Below are 12,457 nucleotides of genomic sequence, written 5' to 3' on the forward strand. Positions count from 1 at the left end.
GTGCGGCCCGACACGCGGGCTCGGCGCCTCGGCGCAGTGATCCGCGGGGTCTCCACGGCGGTGGGGATCCGAGCGAGAGCGTTGGCCCGGCCCTGTGCCGGGCCTTTTTGCGTGGTGGATGACGACCCCTCGGCCGATGGGTACATCGTCCGATCCCCCGGGGGGATCCGGGCCGGCTTGGGACGGCCCGGCGCTCGGCCCGGGCTCCGATCTTCATCGGTGCGTTTCAGCCGGCGAGCAGGCGACCGTCGACGGCGATGCGCAGCGTGCGCACCGTCAGCACGGCCAGCACGGCCGTCAGGAACGCCAGCAGCGCCAGCGCGAGCGCCTGCAGCGGCCAGCCGGCATGCGCCGCGGCGTAGTGCAGCGCCGCGTTGCCCAGCGCCGCCAGCGGGAAGCCGATGGCCCACCACGACGGCGCGAACGGCACGTCGCGGCGGAACACCTTCGGCACCAGCACGATGAAGATGAACAGCGCGAAGTAGAAGAGCATCGACGCGAAGCGATCGACCGCGCCGGTCATCGCGGTGTACGCGAGGAAGCCGACCGCGAACGGCCCGATCAGCACCATCAGCGACGGCACCATCGCACCGGCCAGCGCGTCGTGGTGGACCAGCCGCGACAGCACCATCACCAGCAGCACCAGCGCGAGCACCGTGCCGAGCGCCATCGCCGCCCAGTTGACCTCTGCCGCCCAGGCCATCGGCATCCGTGCGCCGGTGACCGCGATGTCCAGCGTCGCGACGCCGGGGATCACCCACGCCGGCACCGCGAGCTTCGCGTCGATGCCGCCGCGCAGCAGGCGCGACACCACCACGCCGCTCAGCAGGAACGTGGCCGCGGCGCCCAGCGTCCACACCACGCTGGCGAGCGTGCTGCCGTACGGCTGCAGCACCGCCGACAGCAGCAGCACCGCGATCACGATGGTGCCGAAGAAGTTGCCGGCCACCGGGTGGCGGAACTCGGCGACGACCGCGTCCGGATGCCGCGCGAGCTTCGCGAGGTAGGCCGCGGCGAGCACGCCGAAGACGGCCAGCGCGAACGCGCCGATCGCTTCGCCGACGACCGCCGGCGCACCGAACTGGCCGGCCGCCTGGCGCCACGCGAGCGCGAGGCCCGACAAGCCCATCACCGACGCGAACAGGTTGACCGGCAGGTGGGGCAGGCCGGGGGTGGTTGTCGGCACGGCGGCCGGTGGATGAAGGGGCGTGGACGGAAAGGACATGCAGGCTCCGATGGCTGGAATTGCCGGACACATGAGTTTCGGCCACACTGGCACCGGCCGTACCGGCGATGTCCGCCGAATCCGGCCAAACATGCGAGAGCCTCTGCCATGCGCATCGGGATCCTTGTCTTTCCCGGCGTCCAGCTGCTGGATGTCGCCGGCCCGGCCGATGTCTTCGTCGAGGCGGCACGCCAGCTCGGCGACCTGAAGGCGTACCAGGTGCAGGTGATCGGCACCGAGGCCGGCGCGCTGCGCTGCGGCAGCGGCCCGCGGCTGCAGGTCGACGCGACGATCGCGAACCACCGCGCGCGCCTGGACACCTTGCTGGTGGCCGGCGGGCCGGAGGTGGCGACCATCGTCGCGCGCGACGACCTGCAGCGCTGGCTGCGGCGCCAGGCGAAGGCGGTGCGGCGCATCGGCTCGGTGTGCAGCGGCGCCTTCGTGCTCGCGGCCGCCGGGCTGCTGCAGGGCCGGCGCGTCGCGACGCACTGGAACTCGGTCGATCGGCTCGCCGCCGAGAACCCCGGCACGCGGGTCGAGCCCGATGCGATCTATGTGAAGGACGGCCCGCTCTACACCTCGGCCGGCGTGACGGCCGGCATGGACCTCGCGCTCGCGTTGGTCGAAGAGGACCATGGCCGCGACCTGGCGCTGCGCGTCGCGCGCGAGCTCGTGATGTTCCTGAAGCGGCCCGGCGGGCAAAGCCAGTTCAGTGCGCACCTGGCCGCGCAGACGGCCGAGAAGTCCGCCATCCGCACGCTGCAGGACCACGTGCTGGCCAACCTGCGCGGCGACCTGTCGGTGCCCGCGCTGGCGCTGCGGGCCGGCATGAGCGAGCGCAACTTCGCGCGGGTGTTCAAGGACGAGGTCGGCCTGACGCCGGCCGAGTTCGTCGAGATCGCGCGCATCGACGAGGCACGCCGGCGCCTCGAGGCCTCGGACCTGCCGTTGAAGCGCCTGGCCGATGCCGTCGGCTATGCGAATGCCGACGCATTGCGGCGGGCCTTCGCGCGGCGTGTCGGTGTCGGCCTGCGCGACTACCGGCGGCGCTTCACTTGACGGCGGGCCGAGCGCCGGGCCGCCCCAAGCCGGCCCGCATCCCCTCGGGGGATCGGTCGATGTACTCATCGACCGAGGGGCTCACTTGATGCAGGCCGGGTCGCGCGGCGGCACGACGGTCCACAGGATGTCGTAGCTCGAGGTCTTCGACGTGCCGGGCATGAACGCCAGCGTGCGCAGCGGCGGTGTGCCCGCCGGCGCTTCGTCGGCGCTGTGGAACAGCTGCACCGAGCCGGCCGCGCGCATCGCGTCCAGGTCGATCCACGGCGATTTCAGCGGATCCCCCGACTCCAGCACCGCCGGATTGCTGCCGGAGTACACCGACACCATGCCGCCCTCGTAGGTCGGCCCGACCACGAAGCGCAGCGGGCAGGTCGTCGTCTGCCGCCAGGCCGCCAGCACCGTGTCGGCCAGGTGCTGCGCCGGGTAGAACTGGTCAGGCCGGCCGCGGCCGGCCAGCGAGCTCGGGTCGACCACCGAGCGCGCATAAGCCGCCATCAACGCCAGGTGGATCGCCAGCGCCAGAACGCACAGCCGCCGCAGCGTGGCCGCGCCGACGCGCGCCCGCAGCAGCCACGCGAACCACAGGCTGATGAACTGCACGCTCTGGAAGCCCCAGTGGTCCTGCAGCCGCACGCCGAACACCAGGCACATCACCACCAGCACCGCGAGCGGGAAGCCGAGCAGCCCGAACAGCCACGCGCGGCGCACGCGTGGCGGCACCGCGTCGACAGGCTCGGCGGCGACCGGCGCCACGCGCTGCCAGCCCAGCAGCCCGAGCATCGCGACCAGCACCGGCAGCAGCATGCGCAGGTGCACCGCGGCGAACGACAGCAGCTTGTGCACGCGGCCGGCCGCGTCGAGCTGCAAGGCGGTGGTCGACGCATAGCGCAGCGTCGAGAACTGGTGGTGGAACACCCACGCGACGTGCGGTGCGAACAGCGCGAGCGAGATCAGCACCGCGAGCGCCAGGCCGATGCGCGCGCGCGTCGTGGCCAGCATGCCGCTCAGCCCGAGCGCGAGGATCAGCCCGGCCAGCCCGACGGCCGACTGGTACTTCGACAGCAGCGCCAGCCCGGCCAGCACGCCCAGCGCGATCCACCCACCCCAGCCGCTGCGCGGCTCGACCGCACGCAGCGCCACCCAGGCCGCGGCGGCCAGGCACAGCATCATCACCGTGTTGTGGTTGAACAGCTGGCCCTTCCAGCTGAACGCGAAGTGCAGCCCCCACAGCACGATGGCCACGCCGGCCAGCTGCTCGCCGAGCAGGCGCCGCGCGACGAGGAAGGTGAACACGGCGGTGCCGGCGACGCACAGTGCGGCCAGCACGTAGGGCCACAGCGGCCAGAAGCCGAAGACGCGGATCGCTGCCGCGAGCATCCAGGTCGGCAGCGGCGGGTGCTTGTGGTAGCCGCCCTCGAAGCTGTGCGACCAGGTGAACTGCTCGAAGTGGTCGCCGGCCTGCCCGGGGTTCAGCAGCGCGCCGAACATCGCCCAGCCGATGCCGAACACCAGCGCGAACAGCAAGGCCGGCGGCAGCGGCAGGTGCGACGCGGCCCGGGATCGATCGGAGGCGGGAGACGAGAGGGCCATGGTGGGGGAGGAGCCGGGCTGCCGACAGGGCGCCGCAGTTTAATCCGCGCGCCCGTGCCGGCCCCGCGCCCGGGGGGTGATCGAGCCGCGATCGGTAGTCACCCTCTAGGCGCCGGCACCGCGCCGCTCCTATCGTCGGCCACCGGTGCCACCGCACCGATGCTGGAGTCGTTCATGCCAGATCCTGTCCTGCCGGAACACCTGGCGTTGCAGCGCCTGTACCACTGGGAGCGCAGCGCGCCGGAGCGCGTCTGCTTCACGCAGCCGCAGGGCGGCGGCGTGTTGCGCGAGTTCACCTGGTCGCAGGTGATGGCCGAGGTGCGGCGCATCGCCGCCCACCTGCGCGAGCGCGGTGTGCGCGACGGCGCGAAGGTGGCGCTGCTGTCGAAGAACTGCGCGCACTGGCTGATGGCCGACTGGGCGATCTGGATGGCCGGCGGCGTCTCGGTGCCGCTGTACCCGACGCTGTCGGCCGCGACGATCCGGCAGATCCTGCTGCACAGCGAGGCGCAGCTGCTGTTCGTCGGCAAGCTCGACGGGTGGGACGCGATGAAGAGCGGCATCCCCGACGGGCTGCCGTGCATCGGCCTGCCGCTCGCCCCCGCCAACGCCTGGCCGCAATGGGACGACCTGGTCGCGGCCACCGCGCCGCTCGACGGCGAGCCGGTGCGCGAGGCCGGCGCGCTGGCGACCCTCATCTACACCTCCGGCACCACCGGCGTGCCGAAGGGCGTGATGCAGAGCTTCGGGGCGTTCGCATGGTCTATCCGCGCGGGACTGAAGCGGCTGGAGGCGATCGACCCCGACACCCGCATGCTGAGCTACCTGCCGCTGGCCCACGTGGCCGAGCGCGCGCTGGTTGAACACGGGCAGCTCGCGACCGGCATGCACCTGTTCTTCGCCGAGAGCCTGGAGACCTTCGCCAGCGACCTGCAGCGCGCGCGGCCGACGGTGTTCTTCTCGGTGCCGCGGCTGTGGGTCAAGTTCCAGCAGGGCGTGCACGCGAAGATGCCGCCGGCGAAGCTGCAGCGGCTGCTGAGGATTCCGCTGCTCGGCGGCCTGGTGCGGCGCAAGATCCTGCGCGCGCTCGGGCTCGACCAGTGCCGCGTCGCCGCCTGCGGTGCGGCCCCGCTGCCGCCGCAACTGCGCGCGTGGTACCAGGGGCTCGGCCTGTCGATCCTCGACGCCTACGGCATGACCGAGAACTGCGGGGTGTCGCATGCGACGCAGCCGGGCCGGGCCAGCCCGGGCACGGTCGGCCCGCCGTACGACGGCGTCGAATGCCGCATCGCCCCGGCCGACGGCGAGATCCAGATGCGCAGCCCCGGGCTGATGCTGGGCTACTACAAGGCGCCGGGGCTGACGCGCGAGGCGATGACCGACGACGGCTGGCTGCGCACCGGCGACAAGGGCGAGATCGACGGGCAGGGCAACCTGCGCATCACCGGCCGCGTGAAGGACCTGTTCAAGACGAGCAAGGGCAAGTACGTGTCGCCGGCGCCGATCGAGGACCAGCTGGTGATGCACCCGGCGGTCGAGGCCTGCTGCGTGATCGGCGCGAACCTGGGCCAGCCGATGGGCATCCTGATGCTGTCGCCGGCCGCGGCGCGGCAGGCCGGCAACCCGCTGTCGCGGCAGGACCTGGAGACGTCGTTCGAGGTGCACCTGCGTCACGTCAACGACCGGCTCGACCCGCACGAGCGGCTCGACTGCCTGGTGACGGTCAGCGAGCCGTGGACGGTCGACAACGGCTTCATCACGCCGACGCTGAAGGTCAAGCGCAATCGCATCGAAGAGGCCTACGGGACGCTGTTCGAAGGCTGGTCGCGGGCGGGGCGTGCCGTGCTGTGGCACCAGGCCTGAGGCCGGCATGCCGTGCCACCGGATTTCGCCACTAGACTTGCCCCCATGACCAAACTCGCCCTCACCTGCCTTGCGCTCGCCCTCACCGCCTGCGCTTCCGACGCCCCGCGCCAGACCCTCACGCAGGCCGGCGAGGCGATGGTCACGCCGCTGAACGACCTGAACCTGATCCGCACCGACATCCCGGCGCCGTTGCAGGCCGCGCAAAAGGCGCCGTACGCGGTGCCGTCGCCGGCCGGTTGCGCCGCGCTGACGGCCGACGTGCAGGCCCTCGACGCGGTGCTCGGCCCGGACCTCGACACGCCGCCATCGGCCAGCAACCCGAGCCTGATCGAGCGCGGCGCCGGCACTGCCAGCGGCATGGCGGTCGGCAACCTGCGCAGCGCCGCCGAAGGCGTGGTGCCGTTCCGCGGCTGGATCCGCAAGCTCAGCGGTGCCGAGCGCTACTCGCGCGACGTCGCCGCCGCGATCGCCGCCGGCACCGTGCGCCGCGCGTTCCTGAAGGGCCTGGCTGCTGCCGCGTCCTGCGAGATCCCGGTCGCGCCGCGCGCTGCCAGCTGACATGGGGTTGCGTCGACGCGCCGGGTTGACCGGGTTGCTCGCCTGCGTCGCGATCCTCGGCGCGTGCGGCATGACGCCGCCGCGCAGCTCCGAGGAGTTCACGTCGGCCGCGTTGCATGCGCTGCCGCCGGGGAGCGTGGTGGCGCTGCTGCCTGTCAAGTCGCCGCCGACCGACCTGGCCGCGGGCGACCAGCTGGTGCTGGCGCAATTGCAGGCGCAACTCGGCGCCGCGGGCTTTCGCGTCGTGATGGCGGACACCGCGCAGTTCGACGCCGACTGGTCGCGCGAAGTGCAGGCGGTCGGCGGCCTGTACGACCCGGTCACCGGCGCGTTGCGCACCGGCGCCTACGGCAGGGTGCTGTCGCGATTGGCGCAGCGCGTGGCGCAGGACACGCACGCCGCGGCAGTGATCGATCACCGCCTGATGACGCGGCGCGCGCAATCCTCCGGCGGCGACGTCGAATGGGATGGCCAGCGCCGCACCCAGACGACGGTCCGCGCCTATGGGTCGACGTACCGCTTCGACGGCACGACGACCGCGCTCTCGGTGCAATTGCTGGTGCTGTCCGCCGACGGCGGGCTGCTGCTCAAGAGCTACGGCGGCAGCTCGTTGCCCTACGTGGCGGACGTGCGCGAAGGCAGATACCTGCAGCGCCCGGACCTGTTCGCATCCGATGCCGAAACCGCGGACGGTGTGCGCCTGGCATTGCGGCCGCTGCTGAAACCGCCTGTCGGCCCATGAACCGCAAGCTGCTGCTCGCCGTCGGCGCGGCCGCGCTGCTGTGCCTGCCGACCGCCCGCGCGGCCGACGCGCCGCCGGCCGGCTACTACGGCATCGGCATCTCGGTGAAAACCGACGGCGGCATGCCGTGGAACCCGAAGCTGCAGAGCGTGACGATCGCGCGCGTCGCACCGGCCTCGCCGGCGGCGCAGAAGGGCATCGCGGTCGGTGACCAGGTGATCGCCGCCGACGGCCTGACGATCGCCGGGCGCAAGGCCCGCGAGCTCGAACCGGTGATGCACAAGACGGTCGGCCAATCGTTGCGCCTGGCGCTGAAGCGGCCGGACGGCAAGGCCTACGAGGTGACGCTGGTCGCGGTCGCGAAGCCTGCGCCGGCAGTGCCCAACACCGCTCCCGCGGCGCCAGTCAGATGACGACGCTGCAGGTCAAGGTCAAGCCGAACGCCCGCACCCGCCAGCTCGAAGCCCAGCCGGACGGCAGCTGGCTCGCCCACCTGAAGTCGCCCCCGATAGATGGCAAGGCCAATCAGGAACTGATCGCGCTGATCGCCGAACATTTCGGTTTGCGCAGATCGCAGGTGCAGATCAGGAGCGGGGCGTCCGGCCGGATGAAGCTGGTGCAGCTGGACTGATCTCTGCCGGCAGCGTTGCGCAGATTCCCTCGAAGCCGCCATGCTGACGATCACCGCTGAAGACCCCGGCTCACCCGACGCGCGGGCGCTGATGGACGAACTCTCCGACACGCTGGCGTCGATCACCGGCGACGCGGGCCGCAGCTCGTTCGACCCGGACGACGTGCGCCATCCGCAGGCCTGCTTCGCCGTGGCGCGCGATGCGCAGTCGCGGCCGGTCGGCTGCGGTGCGCTGCGGCCGCTGCAGCCGGGCATTGCCGAACTGAAGCGCATGTACGCCCTGCCTGGCACTCGCGGCGTCGGCTCGGCGCTGCTCGCCTTCCTCGAGGCCGAGGCGGCCGCCCTCGGCTACCACGCGCTGTGGCTGTCGACCCGCGTGGTCAACGAACGGGCCATCGGCTTCTACGAATCGCGCGGCTATGCGCGCATCCCCAACTTCGGCCACTACGCCGGGCGCACGCAATCGGTGTGCCTCGCGAAGGCGCTCGCGGCCGAGTCCTTTCCCAGAACAGACCCGAGACAAACCCCATGACCCACCCCTACCAAGACGCGGCCCGCCCGATCCCCGAACGCGTGGCCGACCTGCTCGCGCGCATGACGCTCGACGAGAAGATCGCGCAGCTGCACGCCTTCTGGCTGCTGCTGTCGGAAGACGGCCGGCACCGCCCGCGCATGGACAGCTTCACCGGTGGCAGCGACGCCGAGACCGTGCGGCACGGCCTGCGCCATGGCCTCGGCCAGATCTCGCGCCCGCTCGGCAGCCACAGCGTCGATCCGGTCGCCGGCGTGCGCGCGCTGAACCGGCTGCAGAAGTTCCTCGTCGAGGAGACCCGGCTCGGCATTCCGGCGATGTCGCACGAGGAATGCCTGGTCGGGCTGATGGGCCGCGGCGCCACGCTGTTCCCGTCGGCCCTGTCGTACGGCGCCACCTGGAACCCCGAATTGATCGAACGCGCCGCGCAGGCCATCGGCCGCGAAGTGCGCAGCGTCGGCTGCCACCACGGCCTCGCGCCGGTGCTCGACGTCTCGCGCGACGTGCGCTGGGGCCGCACCGAAGAGACCTTCGGCGAAGACCCCTACCTCGTCGGCGTGCTGGCCACGCGCTATGTGCGCGGGCTGCAGGGGCCGCGCCGCGACCTGCTGGCCACGCTGAAGCACTATGCCGGCCATTCGGCCAGCGAAGGTGCGCGCAACCACGCGCCGGTGAGCCTCGGCTGGCGCGAGCTGAACGACGTGTTCCTGTTGCCGTTCGAGATGGCGGTGAAGCAGGCGAACGCCGGCTCGGTGATGCCGGCCTACCACGACATCGACGGCGAGCCGGCGCATGCGTCGCACCACCTGCTGACCGAGGTGCTGCGCGGCCAATGGGGCTTCGACGGGCTGGTCGTCGCCGACTACGTCGGCATCAGCCTGCTGTACCAGCACCACGGTGTCGCCGCCGACCGGGCCGAGGCCGCGGCGCAGGCCTTCAACGCCGGGCTCGACATCGAGCTGCCGGGCGACGACTGCGCGCCGCAGCTGCGCCAGGCGCTCGAGCGCGGGCTGATCACCGCGCAGAAGATCGACGAGGTGGTCGCCCGCGTGCTGACCGAGAAGTTCCGGCTCGGATTGTTCGAGCGACCGTATGCCGACGAGGCCGGCATCGCGCTGCAGCACCCCGACACCGTCGCGCTGGCGCGCGAGGTGGCGCGGCAATCGGTCGTCGTGCTGCACAACGACGGCATGCTGCCGCTGGACGCGCGCGCCGGCCGGCGCATCGCGGTGATCGGCCCGACCGCCGACGACCCGCTGGCGCTGCTCGGCGGCTACAGCTTCCCGGTGCACCTGATCCTCAACGACCAGACCGAAGGCAGCTCGCAGGTCGTCACGCCGCTCGCGGCCCTGAAGGCGGCGTTCGGCGACGCGAACGTGCGCTACGCCCAGGGCTGCCCGATCCTCGAGGGGCGCGGCGCCGGCGCGCCGGTGTTCCCCGGCGACGTGGCCGAGGCGGTGAACGGCGAGCGGGTCTCGCGCGTCTCGCAACGCCGCGACGGCATCGCCGCGGCGGTCGCCTGCGCGAAGGAAGCCGATGTCGCGATCGTCTGCGTCGGCGACCTGGCCGGGCTGTTCCAGACCGGCACCGTCGGCGAAGGCTCGGATGCCGATTCGCTCGCGCTGCCCGGTGCGCAGCAGGCGCTGCTCGACGCGGTGCTCGACAGCGGCACGCCGACCATCGTCGTGCTGACCGGTGGGCGGCCGTACACGCTGGGCGGGCGCGAGCACGACCTGGCGGCGCTGGTGATGGCCTTTGCCAGCGGGCAGGAAGGCGGCACCGCGATCGCCGAGGTGCTGACCGGCGCGGTCGAGCCGTCGGGCCGGCTGACGCTGTCGGTGCCGAAGAGCGCCGGTGCGATGCCGTACTTCTACAACCACAAGCTGAAGAGTGCCGGCACGCCGATCGCGCTGCATTTCGGCAGCCGCTACCCGTTCGGCCATGGGCTGTCGTACACCGCGTTCGCGTACGACGAGCTGCAGCTGGCGCAGCCGACGGTCGACATCGAGCGCGGCGAGGTCGAGCTGTCGTGCCGCATCACCAACACCGGCACGCGCGCCGGCGTCGAGGTGCCGCAGCTGTATGTGCGCGACGTGCTGGCGTCGGCGGTGCGGCCGGTGAAGGAGCTGAAGGGCTTCGCACGGCTGGCGCTGGCGCCGGGCGAATCGGCGCGCGTGCGCTTCCAGCTGCCGGTCGACATGCTGAACTTCACCGGCGCGAGCGGTGCGCGCATCGTCGAGCCGGGCGCGTTCGAACTGCAGGTCGGCGCGTCGAGCGCCGACATCCGCTTGCGCACCAGCGTGCAGGTCACCGGCGCGGTGCGCACGCTGGGCCGCGACTGGCGGATGGAAAGCCGCGCCACCTGTCAGATGCTGGGGCAGCAGACGTAGACTCGACGGACCGCCCCCACCGGGGCCTGCCAGGTCCGTCATGTCCGAGCCGTCGAGCCGTTTCCCCGTTCTCGAGACGCAGCGCCTGCTGCTGCGCGAGACCTCGCTTGCCGACGCGCCGGTGCTGTTCGCGATCCATGCCGATGCCGACGCGATGCGCTGGTTCGGCACCGAGCCGCTGCCGGACGAACAGGCCGCGCAGAAGGTGATCGAGGGCTGGGCGACGGCCCGCACGCTGGCCAATCCGGGCATCCGCTGGGGGATCGAGCGGCGCGCCGACGGCCGGCTGATCGGCACCTGCGGCATGTTCCGCTGGAACCGCCAGTGGCGCGCCTGCATGGTCGGCTACGAACTCGCGCGCGAGGCCTGGGGCCAGGGCTTCATGCGCGAAGCGCTGCTCGCGGTGCTGGGCTTCGGCTTCGTGCAGATGCAGCTGAACCGCGTCGAGGCGCAGGTGCACCCCGACAACCTCGCGTCGCTGAAGCTGGTGCAGCGCCTCGGCTTCGTGCGCGAAGGCCTGCTGCGCGAGGCCGGCTGGTGGGGCGGGCAGGCGCAGGACCTGGTGCAGTTCTCGCTGCTGCGGCGCGAGCAGCGGGTGGTGGTGCTTCCGGAGTGAGTTCAGAGGCCGGCGAGGCGGCGCAGGCGGTCGAGGATGATGCCGGCGCGGGTTTGGCTGGCGGGATCTCCGCGCAGGTGCATGGGAATCGTGTCAACGAACCGGCGATCGGCGAGCAAATCGTCGAACCCCTGGCGCAGGTAGGCGCGCACGTCGTCGGCTGCAGCATCGACTTCAGCCGCAAGTTCCGGCCTGCCGTCGACGAGGTTGATGATGTCTTCCATATCGTGGTGGCCGAAATCGCCTTTGCCGCGTCCGCGGAAGGCCTCCAACTTGGTCGCCAACAACAGCGCGGGGCTGGCGACCAGCACGCTCACACCGTTGCGCAGTGTCTTGCGCCACGCACTGCGCACCGCATGCCCGTACCAGCGATTGGTGGAGTGCCCCAGCACTGAAGCGTCGCTGGGCATGACGTCCAGCTGCAGGACGCCGTGTGTCCACCGGCACATGTGCTCGGCGGCAGCGCTTGGATGAAACCCACGCTCTTCGAGCCTGCCGCACAGGACGTAGTACTCGCCGACGGTGGTGACCTCGGCCACCAGATCCACATCGACTGTCTGGCGCACTGGAGGGCTTGCGGGGTCGGTGATCAGCAGGCCGATGGAGCATCCGCCGACCAGCACCAGTTCATCACGCAAGTCGCCCAGCTGGATCGCGACCTGTTCCAACGCAACGATGTTCGGGTCGTCGGGATTCATGCGAGGCGCTCCTCAAGCAAGGCCGACCCCAGTTCGCGTTCGCGCGCGGCGCCGATGCGCATGGCATCGAGAAGACTCAGGACATCGAACAGCTTCTCATCCGTGCGGCATGCCGCCGGCACCGTGTGGTGCAACGGAACGAGGCTGGGGCCGTAGGCGTCGCCATGCGCATCCGGCCACACGGGTGGCATGCCGCCCGCTTGATTGAAATGAGAACGCAGCGATGGGCCGGCCAATGACGTCGCCATGCCGCGCGACAGGCCGCCCACCACGGCAGGGAAGGCATATCTCGCCCCATGGATGGTGAATTCGGCGAGGGCCGGACGCATAGCGCGCATCCCGCCGCCGACACGGGTCAGCAGCCAAGCCTGCTCGCAGCGCTTGATCGAGCCATGGACGGCCGATACCGCCATCTCCAGCTCCTGTGCCAAGCTTGCGAGCAGGAACTCCCGGTCGCTGTTGACGCGGATCTTCAACGCCACGACCAGATCCTGGGGCTTGAGCACCAACTGCTTTGCGGCCAGGCGAGTCATGATTGCTTTCTCAT

General features: G+C 71.4%; 13 protein-coding genes. 9 read left to right on the forward strand and 4 right to left on the reverse strand.

Features of this window, described 5'->3' with window-relative positions:
• Positions 1-226: 226 nt before the first annotated feature.
• Positions 227-1,225, reverse strand: a complete 999-nt coding sequence (locus tag ASC98_RS00605) for an SLAC1 anion channel family protein (protein WP_056802974.1) — start codon at positions 1,223-1,225, stop codon at positions 227-229.
• Between the two features lie 108 nt (positions 1,226-1,333).
• Here ASC98_RS00605 and ASC98_RS00610 point away from each other — a divergent pair, with 108 nt between their 5' ends.
• On the forward strand, positions 1,334-2,284 hold the full coding sequence (locus ASC98_RS00610) for a GlxA family transcriptional regulator (protein ID WP_056802977.1): 951 nt from the start codon (positions 1,334-1,336) through the stop codon (positions 2,282-2,284).
• A gap of 81 nt (positions 2,285-2,365) precedes the next feature.
• Here ASC98_RS00610 and ASC98_RS00615 read toward each other — a convergent pair whose 3' ends face one another.
• Positions 2,366-3,877: a glycosyltransferase family 39 protein gene (locus ASC98_RS00615; RefSeq protein ID WP_082541775.1), complete on the reverse strand. Its 1,512-nt coding sequence runs from the start codon at positions 3,875-3,877 to the stop codon at positions 2,366-2,368.
• A 174-nt stretch (positions 3,878-4,051) separates the two neighbouring features.
• Here ASC98_RS00615 and ASC98_RS00620 point away from each other — a divergent pair, with 174 nt between their 5' ends.
• The 8 genes from ASC98_RS00620 to ASC98_RS00655 are packed head-to-tail and all read left to right on the forward strand — an operon-like array spanning position 4,052 to position 11,212.
• Positions 4,052-5,740, forward strand: coding sequence for an AMP-binding protein (locus tag ASC98_RS00620; protein ID WP_056804685.1), 1,689 nt, complete (start codon positions 4,052-4,054; stop codon positions 5,738-5,740).
• Between the two features lie 45 nt (positions 5,741-5,785).
• On the forward strand, positions 5,786-6,301 hold the full coding sequence (locus ASC98_RS00625; protein ID WP_056802983.1) for a hypothetical protein: 516 nt from the start codon (positions 5,786-5,788) through the stop codon (positions 6,299-6,301).
• A 1-nt stretch (position 6,302) separates the two neighbouring features.
• Entirely contained in the window at positions 6,303-7,043 is a 741-nt protein-coding gene (locus ASC98_RS30955; protein ID WP_162249255.1) for a hypothetical protein, read from the forward strand.
• Entirely contained in the window at positions 7,040-7,456 is a 417-nt protein-coding gene (locus ASC98_RS30960) for a PDZ domain-containing protein (protein ID WP_056802989.1), read from the forward strand. The genes ASC98_RS30955 and ASC98_RS30960 overlap by 4 nt, the downstream gene beginning before the upstream one ends.
• Positions 7,453-7,674, forward strand: coding sequence for a DUF167 domain-containing protein (locus ASC98_RS00640; RefSeq protein ID WP_056802992.1), 222 nt, complete (start codon positions 7,453-7,455; stop codon positions 7,672-7,674). The genes ASC98_RS30960 and ASC98_RS00640 overlap by 4 nt, the downstream gene beginning before the upstream one ends.
• Positions 7,675-7,714: 40 nt before the next feature.
• Entirely contained in the window at positions 7,715-8,206 is a 492-nt protein-coding gene (locus tag ASC98_RS00645) for a GNAT family N-acetyltransferase (protein ID WP_056802994.1), read from the forward strand.
• Positions 8,203-10,596 (forward strand): glycoside hydrolase family 3 N-terminal domain-containing protein, encoded by a 2,394-nt coding sequence (locus ASC98_RS00650; RefSeq protein ID WP_056802997.1) that lies wholly within the window; start codon positions 8,203-8,205, stop codon positions 10,594-10,596. The genes ASC98_RS00645 and ASC98_RS00650 overlap by 4 nt, the downstream gene beginning before the upstream one ends.
• A 40-nt stretch (positions 10,597-10,636) precedes the next feature.
• Complete coding sequence (locus tag ASC98_RS00655) at positions 10,637-11,212, forward strand: GNAT family N-acetyltransferase (RefSeq protein ID WP_056803002.1); 576 nt, start codon at positions 10,637-10,639, stop codon at positions 11,210-11,212.
• A 2-nt stretch (positions 11,213-11,214) separates the two neighbouring features.
• Here ASC98_RS00655 and ASC98_RS00660 read toward each other — a convergent pair whose 3' ends face one another.
• Positions 11,215-11,910, reverse strand: coding sequence for a hypothetical protein (locus ASC98_RS00660; RefSeq protein WP_056803005.1), 696 nt, complete (start codon positions 11,908-11,910; stop codon positions 11,215-11,217).
• Positions 11,907-12,443, reverse strand: a complete 537-nt coding sequence (locus ASC98_RS00665) for a hypothetical protein (protein WP_056803008.1) — start codon at positions 12,441-12,443, stop codon at positions 11,907-11,909. Before ASC98_RS00665 ends, ASC98_RS00660 begins: the two co-directional genes overlap by 4 nt.
• Between the last annotated feature and the right edge of the window lie 14 nt (positions 12,444-12,457).

Source organism: Rhizobacter sp. Root1238 (assembly GCF_001425825.1).
GTDB lineage: Bacteria > Pseudomonadota > Gammaproteobacteria > Burkholderiales > Burkholderiaceae_C > Rhizobacter.